Raw genomic sequence first — 16,129 nt, forward strand, 5'->3', positions numbered from 1 at the left:
CAGTATGAATTATGCAACACAGATGGAAGCCGCGAGAAAAGGTTTTCTCACGGAACAGATGATAGCGGTGGCGGAAAAGGAGCATATTTCCGGGAAGGAGCTGTGCAGGCTTATGGCGGAGGGCAGGATTATCATCCCCTGCAACAAAGAGCATAAGTCGATTGTGCCAAACGGTCTTGGCTCCATGCTGAAAACCAAAATCAATGTGAACCTGGGCACATCCAGAGACATGACGGATTTGGAAATGGAATATGAGAAGGTGCGAAAGGCAGTGGAAATGGGAGCGGAAGCCATTATGGATCTAAGCTCCTTTGGCGACACGAGGAAGTTCAGACGTTACCTGACGCATAACTGCCCCGCCATGATTGGAACCGTGCCGATTTATGATGCGGTGGTCTATTATCATAAGCCCCTGAAGCAGATTACCTCGGGGGAATGGATTGATATTGTGAGAATGCACGCCCGTGACGGCGTGGATTTTATGACTATCCACTGCGGGATCAACAAAGAAACCGCCCATAAGTTTAAGAAGAATAAGCGTTTGACCAATATCGTTTCCAGAGGCGGTTCCATTATTTTTGCGTGGATGGAAATGACAGGAGAAGAAAATCCTTTTTATGAGCACTATGACGAGATTCTGGATATCTGCCGGGAATATGACGTTACCCTCAGCCTGGGGGATGCCTGCCGTCCAGGATGCCTTGCCGACGCTACCGACGCGTCCCAGATAGAAGAACTGATTACCCTTGGGGAGCTTACAAAAAGAGCCTGGGAAAAAGACGTACAGATCATGATTGAGGGACCCGGGCACATGCCGCTTAACCAGATCGCAGCCAATATGGAAATCCAGAAAACCCTCTGCCACGGTGCACCCTTTTACGTGCTCGGCCCCATAGTAACGGACGTGGCCCCTGGCTATGATCATATTACGGCGGCCATCGGCGGGGCGGCGGCAGCGGCGGCGGGAGCCTCCTTCCTCTGCTACGTAACGCCAGCGGAGCATCTGCGCTTGCCTGACGTGGAGGATGTGAGGGAAGGCATCATTGCCGCCAGAATCGCAGCCCATGCGGCCGATATCGCCAAGGGCGTACCCGGGGCCATGGACTGGGACAATCAGATGAGCCTTGCCAGAAAGAAGCTGGATTGGGAGCGGATGTTCTCTCTTGCCATGGACCCGGAGAAGGCCAGGAGCTACAGGGAATCCTCCCGGCCGGAAAAAGAGGATACCTGCAGCATGTGCGGAAACTTCTGCGCCGTAAAAAATATGAACCGCATTCTGGATGGAGAAATCGTGTCCATCTATGAAGAGTAGCGCAGCTAAATCTATGGAAAACGAGGGTGAAAAAATGCTGAAAGAGCAACTGGAAAAAGTAAGAGGGCAGATGCCTTTAATTCACAATATTACAAATTATGTCACCGTAAACGACTGCGCCAACATCCTGCTGGCCTGCGGCGGTTCGCCGATTATGGCCGATGATTTGGAGGAAGCGGAGGAAATTACCGCTGTCTGCGGCGGCCTTAACATCAATATCGGAACACTGAACCGCAATACGATTCCTTCCATGCTGGCTGCCGGTAAAAAAGCCAATGCCTGCGGCCATCCTGTGCTGCTTGACCCGGTGGGCGCGGGAGCCAGCCGGCTGCGCACGGAAACTGCCCGGAGACTGCTTAAGGAAGTACATTTTACAGCCATCCGTGGGAACATTTCCGAAATCAAAACCCTTGCGCTGGGAATGGGAGGCGCCAGAGGCGTGGATGCCGACGGCATGGATGCGGTAACGGATGCGAACCTGGAAAGCACGATCCTTTTTGCCGGACGCTTCGCAGAGGATACAGGAGCCATAGTGGCAATTACCGGAGCAATCGATATTGTAACAGACGGTGATTTTGCCTGTGTCATCCGCAACGGCCATCCCCTGATGAGTAAGGTGACCGGCACCGGCTGTATGCTGTCCGCCATGATGACAGCATACCTGACCGCCAATCAGGAACAGCCCCTGGAAGCGGCCGCTGCGGCCGTCTGTGCCATGGGGCTGGCAGGAGAACGGGCTTATCAGAGGCTTTCCGCCAAAGAAGGCAATGCCTCCTACCGCAGCAAAATCATAGATGAAATTTTCCTGATGGACGGGAAAATCCTGGAGGAAGGCGCCAGGCTACGCAAATACCGGCTCCAAAAGCAGGAAAACGGAGCTTCTGAAAAAATCATCTGTACGGAGGTTCCCTATGAAATGTGACAGAAGCATGCTGCTCCTCTATGCCGTAACCGACCGTGCCTGGACGGGTAAAAAAACACTGCTGCAGCAGGTGGAGGAAGCCCTGGCAGGCGGCGCCACCTGCATCCAGCTTCGGGAAAAGGAGCTGCCGGAGGAAGAATTCCGGCAGGAAGCCCTGGCTGTGAAAGAACTTTGCCGCAGATACCATGTCCCTTTCCTCATTAACGACAACGTAGAGCTGGCTGTCAGCTGCGGCGCGGACGGCGTCCATGTGGGCCAGCACGACATGTCTGCGGCGGATGTGCGCCGCAGAATCGGCCCCGGCAAAATACTGGGAGTATCCGCGCAGACGGTGGAGCAGGCCCGCCAGGCGGAAGAAGACGGCGCAGATTATCTGGGCGTGGGCGCTGTTTTTTCCACCTCCACCAAATCCGACGCAGACGCGGTATCCCATGAGACCCTGCAAAAGATCTGCGCCGCAGTATCCATCCCCGTCTGCGCCATAGGCGGCATCCATAAAGAAAATCTGCATTTGCTCAAAGGCACAGGCATCGCCGGCGTGGCCCTTGTTTCCGCCATCTTCGCAAGCCCGGATATCCGTAAGTCCTGCGAAGACCTGAAAAAACTGGCCCTGCAGATAAACGCGCAGGACACACTGGAAGCACTGCTGCATACAAACATCCGCGGAGCCATCTTTGACGCGGACGGCACCCTTTTAGACTCCATGGGCATCTGGGATACTCTGGGGGAAGATTACCTGCGTACAAAAGGGAAAATCCCCCGGGAAAACCTGCGTGAAACCTTCCGCGACATGAGCCTTCTCCAGGCCGCCTGCTATTACCGGGAAAATTACGCCCTTACGGAAAGCCCTGAAAAAATAGTGGAAGAGCTTAACGCCATGATCGCCTCCTTCTATGAAAAAGAAGCCCCCCTGAAGGAAGGAGCCGCCGCCTTCCTGGAAGCGCTTTGCCAAAGAAACATAAAAATGTGCATTGCAACAGCCACCGATCACAGCCTTATCCGGGCCGCCCTGAAGCGATGCGGAGTGCTGCATTACTTTACTTTTATACTTACCTGCGGACAAGCAGGAGCGGGAAAAGACACCCCCGCCATTTATGAAGAAGCCCTGGCCCTGCTTGGAACCGGAAAAAAAGAAACCTTCGTTTTTGAAGATGCCCTGTACGCCCTGAAAACGGCGAAAACAGCCGGCTTTCCTACAGTCGGTGTAAAAGACCCCTCCTCCGCCGGACAGGAAGGGGAGATTATAAAACAAGCCGATTACTATCTTTATACCTTCACGAAATGAGGAACAGCCCCATGAAAAAGATACTTACCATAGCCGGCTCCGACCCAAGCGGAGGGGCCGGTATCCAGGCCGATATCAAAACCATAACAGTACATGGCATGTACGCCTGCAGCGTCATCACCTCCCTGACCGCCCAGAACACCACCGGCGTATACGGAATACACAACGTTCCCCCGGAGTTCGTAGCTGCCCAGATGGACTGCGTATTTACCGATATATATCCGGATGCCGTCAAAATCGGCATGGTATCGGAGGAGCCGATACTGGCCCAAATCATCGCCGGTCTGCAGCAATACCGCCCCCAAAACCTGGTCATCGACCCTGTCATGATATCCACCAGCGGCCGCCGTCTCCTCTCAGAACCCGCTTTTTCTCTGCTGAAAGAAGAACTCCTCCCTCTGGGAACCCTCATCACCCCCAACCTCCCCGAGGCACAGGCCCTCACCGGCCTTGCCATTCGCACGCCGGAAGACATGGAAAAAGCCGCCCGCCTCCTTTTCAATGCCACGGGAACCGCTGTCCTCATAAAAGGCGGACACCTTCCGGACGATGCCACAGACCTGCTTTATGACGGCGCCCAAACCACCCTTTTTCCCTCCGCCCGCATCCACAACCCCAATACCCACGGCACCGGCTGCACCCTTTCCTCCGCCATCGCCTGCCGCCTGGCCGAAGGAAAAAGCCTCCCCCAAAGCATAAAAGAAGCCAAAACCTACCTGACCGGAGCCCTTAATACCCCCCTGGACCTGGGAAAAGGCAACGGCCCCCTGAACCACATGTACACCCTCCCCTAAAATTCAGCTGCTTTCACTTCCAGGTTCTGCCGCCGGCTGTTTGTGTGTTCCGGCATGGCGCCCAGGCGGAACACACGAACAGCCGGCGGCAGAACCGTCCTCCCACAAGATTTTGCATAAATTCTTTTCAAGGGGACAAAAAGTTGTTACAATAGAGTGGTGTATATATTGTGCAGTAAAAAAAATGACAGGGAAAGGAAACGGCCTCCGGCTTTGAGACCGCAAAGGTAATATGGAAAAAAGAGTAAAAAGGAAATGGAACATGCTTGAGGATTCGCCGGGAATAACGCTGTTCCTGTTTGCGCTTCCCATGATTTTAGGCAACCTGTTCCAGCAGTTTTACAACATGGTGGACTCCATGATTGTAGGACAATTTGTAGGAGAGGATGCACTGGCGGCGGTTGGAGCTTCCTATGCGCTCACCAATGTATTCGTCATGATTGCAATCGGCGGGGGAATCGGAGCCTCCGTTATCACCTCCCAGTATCTGGGGGCCGGAGAAGACAGGAAGATGAAAACCTCCGTGTATACGGCGCTGCTTACCTTTCTGGCCATGGGAATTGTGTTGGGGGTATTCGGCTTCCTGATGAACCGGCAGATCCTCATATGGCTGAATACGCCGGAAAATATTCTGGCGGCGGCAGGAACCTATCTGGGAATTTATTTTCTGGGCATGCCTTTTTTGTTTATGTATAATATACTGTCTTCCATGTTCAATGCGCTGGGAGATTCCAGGACGCCGCTTTGCCTGCTGATTTTTTCCTCCGTGCTGAATGTGTTTCTGGATTTATGGTTTGTCATCGGGTTCGGGGCAGGTGTGGCGGGCGTCGCTGTTGCCACGGTAATCGCTCAGGGTACGGCCGCTGTCATTTCCTTCTGTCTGCTGATGCGCAGGCTGCATGGCTTTGCCGTGGAAGGAAAGGTGCGAAAGTACGACACGGCCATTCTGGGAGCTATGGTGAAAATAGCCATCCCCTCCATTTTGCAGCAGTCCATTGTATCCATCGGCATGCTGCTGGTGCAGTCCGTGGTGAATGGCTTTGGCTCCTCCGTTCTGGCCGGCTATGCGGCGGCGACAAGAATCGAATCCATCTGTATTGTGCCCATGATATCCACTGGAAATGCCGTATCCACTTTTACCGCGCAGAACATGGGCGCGGGAAAACCGGAGAGGGTACGCAAAGGCTACCGGGCGGCCTGCGCCATAGCAGGCGGTTTTGCCCTGCTGATATGCCTTATCCTGCTGTTCTTTGACAGACAGATAATTGGCACCTTTATGGATACCTCAAGCGGAGCGGTGGCATATGCCACAGGTACGGGGTATCTGTCCTTTATCAAGTTTTTCTTCATCTGTATCGGACTGAAGGCTGTTACCGACGGCGTGCTCAGGGGAGCGGGGGATGTGGTGGTGTTCACCCTTGCCAACCTGGTGAATCTTGGCATCCGGGTATCCGGCGCCTTCCTGCTGTCTCCCGTGCTTGGCGTGGCAGCCGTATGGTATGCCATCCCCGCGGGCTGGACGGTAAATTACCTGATTTCCCTGTGCAGATATCTGACAGGAAAATGGAGTAAAAAGAATTTGATTGTATAGAGAAAAGGAGAAGAGTTATGGCAGAAAGATGTGTAATTATCGGGGCGGGAGATTTAACCGTATCCGAAATACCTCTGCGTGAAGGGGATTATGTGATTGCGGCGGACGGGGGTTTCGCCTACTGCAGGTATCTGGAAATAGAACCGGATCTGGTTCTGGGGGATTTTGATTCCCTCGATGAAAATAATATGGAAGCCATTATGGAGATGCGCTCCAGAGAACCGGAAAAGGTCAGGGTGCTTCCGGTGAAGAAGGACGATACGGACATGCTGGCGGCCATCAAGGAGGGCCTGAAGCTGGGATATAAGGAATTCGTCATCTATGGCGGCCAGGGCGGAAGGCTGGCGCATACCATGGCAAATATCCAGTGCCTGAATTATCTGAAGGAAAAAGGAGCCAGAGGCTATCTGATGGACGGCGACGGCATGATCCTTGTGGCGAAGAATGAAACGGTCAGCTTCAAAAAGAACCTGGAAGGCCTTCTGTCCCTGTTTTCCCTGGGAGATAAGGCGGAAGGGGTCACCATCCGGAATATGAAATACCTGCTGGATAATGCCACGGTCACCAATGATTTCCCGATCGGCGTAAGCAATGAATTTATCGGCAAGGAGAGCAGCATTACCGTAGAAAACGGAACCCTGCTCATCATGATTACCTGGATTTAAAAAAATAAAAAAAGATGATTAAAAAAGCAGGAGAAATTTCTTCTGCTTTTTTAAAACCTTTTTCAGCAAAATCAGGTTATATCAGTGTAGCCATTTTTATGGTGGTTACAGTTTGGCCGCCGGCCTGACTGTAACTGCATCCGGCCATTAAAAAGCTATGCGGCGGGACGGATGCCTGCCGCCGTTACATATTCATGCAGTCTGTGCAGCGCCTGTACAGACACTTTAAATGCTGCATTTATTCCCGCGAGCAACGAGCCAAGTATCCATGCTTGCATGGATATTTGGCGACTGCCGCGAGGGTCAAATACCCCGCTTTTTGCAGCGAGGTCTTTGATTTTCGCTGCTGCCCGTTGCCTGCTGCGGGATATTTGAATTCACAAAGGGGCCTCTTCGTGGACGACAAAAAATGGATCAGGGAAATACATCAGGGAAATAATGAGCCGCTTGGACAGATTGCGGAAAAATACTATGACGATATCTACCGTTTCTGCTGCTATCAGACAGGAAATCCGGCGGATGCCTGCGACTGCGCCCAGGAAACGTTTATCAGGTTCATCCGTTACGTGGACAGTTACCGGGAGCGGAATCTGAAGGGCTATCTTTTGACTATCGCCGCCAATGTGTGCCGGGATTATTTTAAAAAGCTGTACCGGGACAGGGAACTGGAACAGGCGCAGCTGGCCCGGCCGGCCGGACAGGAACGGGATTTTACGGAAAACTGCGGGCAAAGCAGCCTGCTTCAGGCGCTTTCCCGCCTGCCCGGCGTACAAAGGGAGGCGCTGACCCTGTATTATTTTGATGAACTGAAAATCAGGGAAATCGCCCGGATAACGGGGACAAATACAGCTACGGTAAAGTCCAGGCTGCATCAGGGCAAACAAAAGCTGAAAAAAATATTGGAGGAGGAAAGCCAATGAAAAGGGACCGGGAATTAACAAGACTGTTCCGGCAGGAGCTTCCTGTGGATGTGCAGGGCAAAAAAAGGGCGCTGGAAGCGGTTGAAAAAAGCATACGGAGCAAAAGGCCGGTATTCATACCAACCTGGCAGCAGATTTTTTGTACGCAGCTTACCCTTTTTTCACGCGGTTACTGGTGTTTCCAGGCCTTTTGGCTGCTTCTTGGCGCATCTGCCGTCCTGTGGCTGGGAGATCTGACTGCTTATGGGTTAAACAGCCCGTTTTTTACGCCATCGGTTCCGGGCGGCCTGGTGGAACAGGGCAGTGTTTCCTATGTGGTGCTTCTGCCGGTTCTTTCCGCAATTATGGCATTGGCAGGGGCAGCCGGTTTTGCAGAGCTGGGGAAATGCTTTTCCTGCCATATGTGGGAGCTGGAACACAGCTGCTGTCTGGATTTAAGACAGCTTCTGGCGGTACGCATGGCGATTACGGGGCTGGTGGATCTTCTTCTGCTTGTCTGCTTCACAGCTGTTTCCCGGGGAAGGCTGCAGACAGGATTTTGGCAGACGGGAATCTATCTACTGACGCCTTTTGTGTACAATACGCTGCTGTACCTGACGGTATTCACCTTCACCAGAGGGAATAACCGTTTCCTACAGGCCTGCGTGCTTGCGGCGGCCTGCTGTATTTCCTTCCTTCCTGCCTGCATTCCGCATCTGTATGAAAAAACCATGCTTTGGCTGTGGGTTGCCGCACTTGCCGCAGCAGGAAGCCTTGTGGTGGCAGAGCTGTATTGCCTGGCCGGGAAATTAGAAAGAGGAGAAGAGTTATGCTGGAATTAAAGCTGGACGAGGTGACAAAAAAATATAAGGATAACATAGCGGTAAATCATATCAGCGCTGCGTTTACCCACGGGGTATACGGCCTTTTGGGGGCTAACGGCGCGGGAAAAACCACGCTCCTCAGACTGCTGTGCGATATATTAAGGCCGGATGAGGGAAAAATTTTATGCAATGGCAGACCGATAGATAAGCTGGGCGCCGGCTACCGGCGTTATATGGGCTACCTTCCCCAGGATTTTGGCTTTTATCCGGACTTTACGGCGGAGCGGTTTCTTATGTATATGGCGGCCCTCAAAGCGCTGCCTGTGTCGGAAGCAAAAAGGAAAACGCAGGAGCTGCTCGCCATGGTAGGTCTGGAAGAGAACAGCAAAAAAAAGATTAAAACGTTGTCCGGAGGCATGGTGCGGCGGCTGGGAATTGCCCAGGCCATGCTCAATGATCCGGAAATCCTGATTCTGGATGAGCCTACGTCAGGGCTGGACCCGAAAGAACGTATCCGTTTCAGGAACATTATCAGCGCTTTTTCCCGGGACAGGATCGTTATCCTTTCCACCCATATCGTGTCCGATGTGGAATATATCGCGGATGAAATCCTTCTTATGAAGGGCGGAAAGCTTCTGCAGCAGGGCAGTGTGGAGAATGTTGCCAGGCAGGTGCAGGGCTGGGTATGGGAGCTGGCCGCAGACAGGGAAGAGGCGGAAGCGCTGAACCGCCGCTATGCGGTGAGCAGCCTGAAAAACCAGGGGGATAAAACAGCCCTGCGCATTATTTCGGAAGACTGCCCTGCCCCGGAGGCGGTCAGTGTACCGCCGACGCTGGAGGATGTATACCTTTATTACTTCAGGGAGGAGGCGGACAAATGCTGCTGAAAATTGAACTGGAAAAGCTTTGCAGGAAACCTGCGCTCTGGACAGGCTTTCTCCTCTCCTTATTGGCGGGGCTGTATCTCATTAGGATTATGATGCCCGTGGTTTATACCGGAGAGGAGGAACTGCAGGGTATGGCCGCCGTACGCTATAACCGCAGCATTACTGCAGAATATGAAGGCTATTTGACGGACAGGAAGGCGGAAGAAATCATCGCCCGTTATGGTTTCGCGAAATATAATGACGATGGCGGCTGCGTCTACGGAAATTATCTGAACCGTTTTATTACGGAAAATATGACGGACTACAGATACAGTGAGAACAGGAAAAGCACAGTACTCTATTCCCTGCAGGATGAAAACGGCGGTTTTGGCAGAGCCTCCTACGCAGACCGGCTTTATTTTTCCTATGCCGAAGGGTGGGAAGGGTTAATGGAGGTATTGATGGGAACGGCCATCCTGTGGGGGATTACCATGGTGGTGGTATTGTCTAATGTATATTCCTCCGACAGAAGCCTGAAAACAGCATCCGTGATCCGCTCCAGTGCTGAAGGAAGAAGAAAAATGCCCTTTATGCGGCTGTTGGCGGGCTGGATCGTTGCTTTGGGAGGCTTTTTGCTGCTTGGAGGTTTTCTGTTTCTTGTGAATGGCATTGTCTATGGTTTTGAAGGCCTGCGGGCAAATGTGCTTTGTGCGGGAGCTGCGCCATATTTGTGTCCGGACTCCATAACTACAGGACAGTTCTGGGTGTCGGTATATCTTCCGCGCACAGTGCTGGGAGTAACGGTTCTTGTCTGTCTGACAGCCGGAGTATCGGCGTTATGCAGCTGGCCGCTGACGTCTCTTTGTGTTTCAGCCATCCTTTTTGTCTATCCCCTTATCAGCCGGATGCTGGTATTTAAGCTGGGTATTATCAGCTTCAGCCGTTTGTTTGCCCGTCTTCTGACTTTACCGAATGAAGGGCTGCCGCTGAATCTGATGATTCCTTCCTTTGATGGAGGAGCAGGTGGCGGCCGGATTTTTCCGGGCATTGCCGGAGCTGCTTTGTGTCTGGCAGGGCTTTGGATGCTTTGGCACGGCTGGTGCCGGAATGGAAAGAAGGGATGAGAATGCGGCTGTATCTTTTTGAACTGGAAAAACTGATAAGAAAACCATTTTATCTGACGGCAGCCGCGGGAAGCTTTTTATTTACCGTCATAGGCTGGCGGGTATATGCGGAGCAGGCGGATTTTCATGCGGGAGAAGCACAGGCTGTGATGCTTATGCTGATGGAGCTGCACGGCCTGTTTGCCGCAATGCTTATCATCATTTTTACCGCGCCTGTATTTGCCGGGGAATATAGCCTGAAGATGGAGGAACTGCTGCAGACCGCTGCGAATGGGATGGAAAAAACGGCCTGTGGAAAAGCCGCTGCCGTACTCACCCTTTCATTGTCCATTTTTGGGATTCTTCTGGGTTCGGATTATTTATTCATCCGCTGTGTCTGGGGAAAAGAAATCTGGAGAGCCGGTATGATGCGGCCTGCGGCCGAAGAACTGGATACTGTTCTGGCTGTCAGCTGCGGCCGGGCCTTTACTGCCTCATTTTTCCTGGGGATCTGCGCCGTAATTCTGCTTGCGGGAGCGGTGTACTGTCTGTCCGCTTTTTCACATACACCCTTCCAGTCCGCCGCAGGCGCGGGTATCGGTTATTTCGCCTGTCAGCTCCTGTATAACTGGGGGATCCGCGCGGGATTTTTGCCTGCGGCTTACCTGTTTTCCTTCAGCCCTGTGGTACTGGCAAGATTTCAGCTGTTCAGGAAACCGTGGGAGGGAAAATGGTTCGGCGGTTTTTACCTTTGGCTTGTGCCTGTGATAACAATCGTGTTGTGCGCCGTATTTTTTCTTTCAGGCCGCCGGAGGTTTCTCAGGAAGCCGGGGTGATTTTAGGATAGCTACTCTGATTCTCCGGAGGCCGGTTTGGTTTTGGGATAGTTGCACTGATTCTCCGGAAGCTGGTTTTATTTTCCGAGAGCCTGACCTGATTCTCCGGAAATCAATCTGATATCCAGGAATTGAGCTGATTTTCAGGGAACTGATCTTATTTTAGAAAAACGGCATAGATTTCAGGGTATCGGTTTCCGGGCAAATTAAGAATTTGCAGAGTCTTCAGCTTCGCCGATTGCCGTTTTTGCCCCTCGCAAGGCAGCAAGTCTTTTTTTCCAGTCTGCCAGGCTGAAGGTCTGCACGAAATCAATCAGCAGGGAAGAAATAGTAACAGTAATCAGGGAATAGGCGATGCGTCCCACCGGAATATAGGTCAGGGAAAGTATAAGCACAGTCAGATCCGTCGCCAGATAGGCCCGTGATATTTTACAGTGCGTCAGCTTGGAAATCACGAGAGCCAGCGCATCATCGCCGCCGCTGGACGCTTCCTGCCGCACCACGAGTCCCACGCCGATTCCCACAAAGCAGGCGCCGGCAATGGCAGCCAGCAGCGGTTTATCCGTCAGATCCGGAAGAAGGAAGGGAAGGCTTTCCCATACCTTCAGAAAAACTGCAAGACAGAAGGTGGCGGCGATGGAACGGATAAGAAATTCTTTCCCCAGATACCGGAAGCCGACGAGATAACACAGGGCATCCAGAATGGGGGATAAAAGGGAGGTGGGAATGGCAAACCAGTAATTAAGCAGCAAAATCATACCAAGGACGCCGCCCTCCGTAATATGGACCCTTTTATGAATATTCACCATACCGAAGGCCAGAATTGCAGTACCGGCCAGGATGGACAGTATCGTCTTCGGAGGAAAAATCTCTTTTCCCTGTCTCTTAAAATCATTCCAATTCATAGCTTTTAACTTCTTTAGTAACATTGTACGCAAAATAAAACCTCATTTCTGTAGTGCCGGGTTTCTTTCTCAGCGCCAGGTATACACAACGCCATACCTGACGCTGAGAAAGCGCCCGGAATTAAACTTTTATTAATTTTTTTACAACCGCATGTAAAATGATTATAAACTCTGGTATAATACTAAGGTCAACAACAAATCAGAAAAGTATTAATCGTATGGCAAATGCCGTGACACTCAGAATATTTCAAGACCAAATCATCCTAAGGCTCCAGAGTCTTTTAGATATAAAATATTTTATCGTGGGTTTGACAAGACAGAACTGCACATTCATTGCGTGAAGCGTATAGTATACGTTCGATTTGTCCTTGCCGCGGCAGATATCCGGGCTGAACCTGCGCCGCACGGATAAAAAACAGGAGAAAATGCAGAACCATGAAGGATTATTATACCATAAGCGAAATTTCCAAATTATATGGGATCGGCACGGATTCCCTCCGCTACTATGAGGAAGCCGGCGCGCTGGAGCCTAAAAGAGGTAAAAATAATTACCGCCTTTACCGCCTGAAGGATGTCTACCGCCTGAACATTATCAGAGACTTACTGCAGCTGGGCTTTTCCATGAAACAGGTGAAGACCTATCTGGACTGCCAGAATCTGGAGCATACACTGATTATGCTGGAGGATGAAAAAAAGAAAATACGGGAACAGGAAGAACGCCTGAAGCTGGCGGAGGAATCCATACGGAAGCGTATGGAGCATATAAACAGATACCGGGAAGCAAAAGAAGGAGAGTACCTGTTGAAAAAATTTCCGGACAGATACTGTCTGCAGCTCAATGAGGATTTTACCCGGGATGAAGAGGTGGATTTTGCAATTAAAAGGCTGCAGAAGCGCCATGAAGATAAAATAAGGAGCCTGGGCGACCAAAGCTTCGGAGCCAGCCTGTCGCCGGCGGATATCAAAAACGGAATCTATAATCTGTTCCATTCCGTATTTTTCATCCTGGAGGATGCCGAACCGGATAGCACAAGAACGCAAAACGCTGAAGATTTACGGGAAAACAGCGATATTCTTCTGCCGGCCGGCAGCTATCTGACCACCTTCTACCGCGGCCCCTACACACAATCGCCGCAGAAAATTAAAGCGCTTATGGAGGAAGCCGAGTCGAGAAGGTTTAAGATAACCGGGGATATCCTGGAGCTGTACCCGATTGACAACCGCTACACAACGCAGGCGGAAGAATTCGTAACGGAAATACAGATCCGTGTCGAAAAACAATAAAAAACTCATACAGGCCAGGCTGATTTATTTGCTCTCCAGAATGGATTGATGAAGCTGCACGAACAGCTCATCATATTTCAGGTGCTTTCCCTCAAACCTGGTTACCGTGGCATACAGGGAAAGCGGAATTTCCCTCCCTTCAAAGCAAATCGTTTCACCATTCCTTCCGGTAATTAGTTCAGCCAGCCTTCGTGCATAAGAAATATCCCTGCTGTTTGTCAGAAGCGCAAATTCATCCCCGCCAATGCGGAAAACAATATCATCTTCGGCAGCGAAGCTTTCCATCCTCCGTACAGCTTCCAGAATGGCCAGATCCCCGGCTTTGACAGAAATTTCATTTATGGGCACCAGCCCCTTTATATCACAGCAGATAAAATAGCAGTCCCTCCGTTCAAGGAATAAATCATAAAGTTCAGATATGTCTACAGGTTTTCTTTGTTTCATATACGCATCTCCTTTTTCAAACGGCTTTTGCAGACGCGGGAAGATATCGGTGAAACGGTTTCGGCTGCGAAAGGCGGTAGGTGAACATCCACGGCTTTGTTCAAAGGCTCTGGTGAATGCTTCATGAGACTGATAGCCATAGCTCAGGGCAATATCCAGTACGGATTTTTCAGGATTCTGTATCAGCTCTTTGGCAGCTTTGGTCATCCGCCTTTTAATTACATATTCCTTAACACTGCAGCCATAGACGCTGCGGAACAGCTTTTCCAGGCATGATTTTGAACAGAAGCAGTTTCTTGCCGCAGCCTCCGCAGTTATTGTTTCACAGAGATTTTCTTCCATATAAGCCAATGCATCTGCAAGCAGTTCCAAATTGTTCATAGAGGCCTCCTGATTTCTGGATTACGGTACCGTAAGCAACAGTCCGGATTCATCGGGATTGTTCTGCCTTAATCAAAGAATAGCATCTTTATGCCCAAAAAGCTTGATATTTTGGATATCTTATGCCGTTTCTTCACTTTGCGGCAAAAAATAACAGCCACAAACCCTCCGTCTTATGTATCATATCACGGAAGGCATTGCGGCTGCTTCAATAAAACAGGGTTTTTTAATATCTGTTAAACGACATTCTTAAACTGGCTCATATACAGCTGGTAATAAGCTCCCTTCATCGCCATAAGCTGCGCGGCGTTACCCTCTTCAACGATTGTTCCGTTGTCGATGACAAAGATCCGGTCCGCCTTCTGGATCGTGGAAAGACGGTGGGCGATAACAAAGGAGGTGCGGCCCTTTAACAGGCTTTCGATGCCGGACTGAACCAGCAGCTCTGTTTTTGTGTCAATGCTGGAGGTGGCTTCATCCAGTATCAGTATCCTGGGATCGGATACCATGGTGCGGGCGAAGGCCAGCAGCTGTTTCTGGCCGATGGACAGCCCGCCGCCGCGTTCACTGAGAACGGTATCGTAGCCATTATCCAGACGCATGATAAAATCGTGTGCATTTACCGCCTTGGCCGCAGCTATGATTTCCTCGTCCGTGGCGTCCAGTTTTCCGTATCGTATGTTATCCTTAATCGTTCCGGAGAACAGGAAATTATCCTGGGTCATAATACCCATTTGGTGCCGCAGGCTTTCAATGGAAACATCCCGGACATCATAGCCGTCAATGTATACATGCCCGTCCTGGATGTCATAAAATCGGCTGATCAGGTTGACTATTGTTGTTTTACCGGCGCCGGTAGGGCCTACCAGGGCAATGGTTTCTCCCGGTTTGATATGGAAGCTGACTTCGTTCAGCACCTTTACCGTGCCGTCATAGGAGAAGGATACCTTATCAAAATCCACTTTCCCCTGAATGGGAGGCAGCTCCTTTACGCCCTCCCTGTCCGTAATGGCGGAAGGGGTATCCATGATTTCAAAGACACGTTCCGCGCCGGCAATGTTTGTAATCATCTGATTGTAGAAATTACTCAGATTCATAATCGGATGCCAGAACATGGAAATGTAGGAGCCGAAGGCAATAAAGGTACCGATGGATACCTTATCCACGCCGATGATCAGAATTCCTGCAAAATACAGCGATACGGTGCCAAGTCCCCAGCAAAAATCAATTACGGAACCGATGGCATCATTTAAACGCACCGCATGGATAAAGGAATCCCGATGCTCCTTTGTCAGGCCACGGAAGGTATCCATAGTTTCCTCTTCCGCACCAAAGCTCTGGATAATCCGGATACCGGACAAATCCTCATGGACAAAAGCGTTAAGGTTGGAGGATTTTTTCCTGTGGATCTGCCATCTTTTGTGGGAACGCGTCTGGATATACCAGATACAGGCCGCCATCAGCGGAAGGCTGATTAAGGAAGCCGCCGCAAGTCCCGCATTTTTAATAAACATAATAGCCACCACCGCACAGATGGTAATGAAATCCGGAATCAGGGTGGTAACGCAGTTGGAGAGTACATCCTTCAGAGAATTGATATCCCCGATAATACGCGCCAGGATTTTTCCTGTAGGGCGGCTGTCAAAAAACTGGAAGTCAAGCGTCTGGATATGGGTATATAATTCCTGACGGATGGTTACCAGAATGCTGTTGCATACCTTTGCCATAACATACATACGAAGCTTTATGCCCAGAACCATCAGGATATTCAGAACGACTGCAAAAACGATAAGCCGTCCCAGCCCTCTGAAATTCCCTTTGGAAATATAGTCATCCACCGCTGATTCCATGATAAGCGGGTTCAACAGGTTTACAACCACGCAGAAGCCCATGATAAAAAGGACTCCGATAATCTGTTTTTTATATGCAAGCAGGTACTTGAAGAGACGCATGAGCGTGGCCATTTTCCCTACTTCTATTGTTTTTTCATCATCTTTAAATGAATTGAAGGGCATTTT

The 16,129-nt window shown here is 50.8% G+C and carries 14 protein-coding genes and 1 pseudogene; 12 read left to right on the plus strand and 3 right to left on the minus strand.

The genetic code is table 11. The features are described 5' to 3' along the window. The first annotated feature begins 4 nt into the window (after nucleotides 1-4). The 11 genes and pseudogenes from thiC (at nucleotide 5) to HMPREF1548_RS11520 (ending at nucleotide 11,097) form a co-directional block, all read left to right on the plus strand. Entirely contained in the window at nucleotides 5-1,312 is a 1,308-nt protein-coding gene (gene thiC / locus HMPREF1548_RS11465; RefSeq protein WP_021636266.1) for a phosphomethylpyrimidine synthase ThiC, read from the plus strand. Nucleotides 1,313-1,346: 34 nt separating this feature from the next. Continuing rightward, nucleotides 1,347-2,165 (plus strand): annotated as a pseudogene (gene thiM, locus HMPREF1548_RS11470) (hydroxyethylthiazole kinase); the annotation flags it as partial. A 58-nt stretch (nucleotides 2,166-2,223) separates the two neighbouring features. After that, nucleotides 2,224-3,519, plus strand: coding sequence for a thiamine phosphate synthase (thiE, locus tag HMPREF1548_RS30845; RefSeq protein ID WP_021636268.1), 1,296 nt, complete (start codon nucleotides 2,224-2,226; stop codon nucleotides 3,517-3,519). An 11-nt stretch (nucleotides 3,520-3,530) separates the two neighbouring features. Continuing rightward, nucleotides 3,531-4,313 (plus strand): bifunctional hydroxymethylpyrimidine kinase/phosphomethylpyrimidine kinase, encoded by a 783-nt coding sequence (gene thiD, locus HMPREF1548_RS28915; RefSeq protein ID WP_083492969.1) that lies wholly within the window; start codon nucleotides 3,531-3,533, stop codon nucleotides 4,311-4,313. 262 nt (nucleotides 4,314-4,575) lie between these two features. Next, complete coding sequence (locus HMPREF1548_RS11490; protein ID WP_330413883.1) at nucleotides 4,576-5,904, plus strand: MATE family efflux transporter; 1,329 nt, start codon at nucleotides 4,576-4,578, stop codon at nucleotides 5,902-5,904. Between the two features lie 17 nt (nucleotides 5,905-5,921). Continuing rightward, on the plus strand, nucleotides 5,922-6,569 hold the full coding sequence (locus HMPREF1548_RS11495; protein ID WP_021636272.1) for a thiamine diphosphokinase: 648 nt from the start codon (nucleotides 5,922-5,924) through the stop codon (nucleotides 6,567-6,569). A gap of 395 nt (nucleotides 6,570-6,964) precedes the next feature. Beyond that, nucleotides 6,965-7,489, plus strand: a complete 525-nt coding sequence (locus HMPREF1548_RS11500; protein WP_035321872.1) for an RNA polymerase sigma factor — start codon at nucleotides 6,965-6,967, stop codon at nucleotides 7,487-7,489. Continuing rightward, complete coding sequence (locus HMPREF1548_RS11505; protein WP_021636274.1) at nucleotides 7,486-8,310, plus strand: hypothetical protein; 825 nt, start codon at nucleotides 7,486-7,488, stop codon at nucleotides 8,308-8,310. The genes HMPREF1548_RS11500 and HMPREF1548_RS11505 overlap by 4 nt, the downstream gene beginning before the upstream one ends. After that, the gene (locus HMPREF1548_RS11510) at nucleotides 8,301-9,179 is read left to right on the plus strand and encodes an ABC transporter ATP-binding protein (protein ID WP_353612048.1); all 879 of its coding nucleotides are present in this window, start codon (nucleotides 8,301-8,303) and stop codon (nucleotides 9,177-9,179) included. The genes HMPREF1548_RS11505 and HMPREF1548_RS11510 overlap by 10 nt, the downstream gene beginning before the upstream one ends. Continuing rightward, nucleotides 9,170-10,282 carry a hypothetical protein gene (locus tag HMPREF1548_RS11515; protein ID WP_021636276.1) on the plus strand — a complete coding sequence of 371 codons (1,113 nt, stop codon included), beginning with the start codon at nucleotides 9,170-9,172 and terminating at the stop codon, nucleotides 10,280-10,282. Before HMPREF1548_RS11510 ends, HMPREF1548_RS11515 begins: the two co-directional genes overlap by 10 nt. A gap of 2 nt (nucleotides 10,283-10,284) precedes the next feature. Then, the gene (locus HMPREF1548_RS11520) at nucleotides 10,285-11,097 is read left to right on the plus strand and encodes a hypothetical protein (RefSeq protein WP_035321873.1); all 813 of its coding nucleotides are present in this window, start codon (nucleotides 10,285-10,287) and stop codon (nucleotides 11,095-11,097) included. A gap of 206 nt (nucleotides 11,098-11,303) precedes the next feature. On the opposite strand, the gene HMPREF1548_RS11525 is transcribed toward HMPREF1548_RS11520, so the two are convergent. After that, nucleotides 11,304-12,002 carry a YitT family protein gene (locus tag HMPREF1548_RS11525; protein ID WP_051358372.1) on the minus strand — a complete coding sequence of 233 codons (699 nt, stop codon included), beginning with the start codon at nucleotides 12,000-12,002 and terminating at the stop codon, nucleotides 11,304-11,306. 435 nt (nucleotides 12,003-12,437) lie between these two features. On the opposite strand from HMPREF1548_RS11525, the gene HMPREF1548_RS11530 reads away from it, so the two are divergent. Next, complete coding sequence (locus HMPREF1548_RS11530; protein WP_021636279.1) at nucleotides 12,438-13,286, plus strand: MerR family transcriptional regulator; 849 nt, start codon at nucleotides 12,438-12,440, stop codon at nucleotides 13,284-13,286. Between the two features lie 24 nt (nucleotides 13,287-13,310). Here the strand turns inward: HMPREF1548_RS11530 and HMPREF1548_RS11535 are convergent, their stop codons facing one another. Further along, nucleotides 13,311-14,111, minus strand: a complete 801-nt coding sequence (locus HMPREF1548_RS11535) for a helix-turn-helix domain-containing protein (protein ID WP_021636280.1) — start codon at nucleotides 14,109-14,111, stop codon at nucleotides 13,311-13,313. A gap of 236 nt (nucleotides 14,112-14,347) precedes the next feature. Beyond that, complete coding sequence (locus HMPREF1548_RS11540) at nucleotides 14,348-16,126, minus strand: ABC transporter ATP-binding protein (RefSeq protein WP_021636282.1); 1,779 nt, start codon at nucleotides 16,124-16,126, stop codon at nucleotides 14,348-14,350. Between the last annotated feature and the right edge of the window lie 3 nt (nucleotides 16,127-16,129).

Source organism: Clostridium sp. KLE 1755 (assembly GCF_000466465.2).
Taxonomy (GTDB): domain Bacteria; phylum Bacillota; class Clostridia; order Lachnospirales; family Lachnospiraceae; genus Eisenbergiella; species Eisenbergiella porci.

Coding starts and splice junctions, on each gene's coding strand:
- thiC (WP_021636266.1), top strand. CDS start 5: ATGAATTATGCAACACAGATGGAAGCCGCGAGAAAAGGTTTTCTCACG.
- thiE (WP_021636268.1), top strand. CDS start 2,224: ATGAAATGTGACAGAAGCATGCTGCTCCTCTATGCCGTAACCGACCGT.
- thiD (WP_083492969.1), top strand. CDS start 3,531: ATGAAAAAGATACTTACCATAGCCGGCTCCGACCCAAGCGGAGGGGCC.
- HMPREF1548_RS11490 (WP_330413883.1), top strand. CDS start 4,576: ATGCTTGAGGATTCGCCGGGAATAACGCTGTTCCTGTTTGCGCTTCCC.
- HMPREF1548_RS11495 (WP_021636272.1), top strand. CDS start 5,922: ATGGCAGAAAGATGTGTAATTATCGGGGCGGGAGATTTAACCGTATCC.
- HMPREF1548_RS11505 (WP_021636274.1), top strand. CDS start 7,486: ATGAAAAGGGACCGGGAATTAACAAGACTGTTCCGGCAGGAGCTTCCT.
- HMPREF1548_RS11515 (WP_021636276.1), top strand. CDS start 9,170: ATGCTGCTGAAAATTGAACTGGAAAAGCTTTGCAGGAAACCTGCGCTC.
- HMPREF1548_RS11520 (WP_035321873.1), top strand. CDS start 10,285: ATGCGGCTGTATCTTTTTGAACTGGAAAAACTGATAAGAAAACCATTT.
- HMPREF1548_RS11525 (WP_051358372.1), bottom strand. CDS start 12,002: ATGAATTGGAATGATTTTAAGAGACAGGGAAAAGAGATTTTTCCTCCG.
- HMPREF1548_RS11530 (WP_021636279.1), top strand. CDS start 12,438: ATGAAGGATTATTATACCATAAGCGAAATTTCCAAATTATATGGGATC.
- HMPREF1548_RS11535 (WP_021636280.1), bottom strand. CDS start 14,111: ATGAACAATTTGGAACTGCTTGCAGATGCATTGGCTTATATGGAAGAA.
- HMPREF1548_RS11540 (WP_021636282.1), bottom strand. CDS start 16,126: ATGCCCTTCAATTCATTTAAAGATGATGAAAAAACAATAGAAGTAGGG.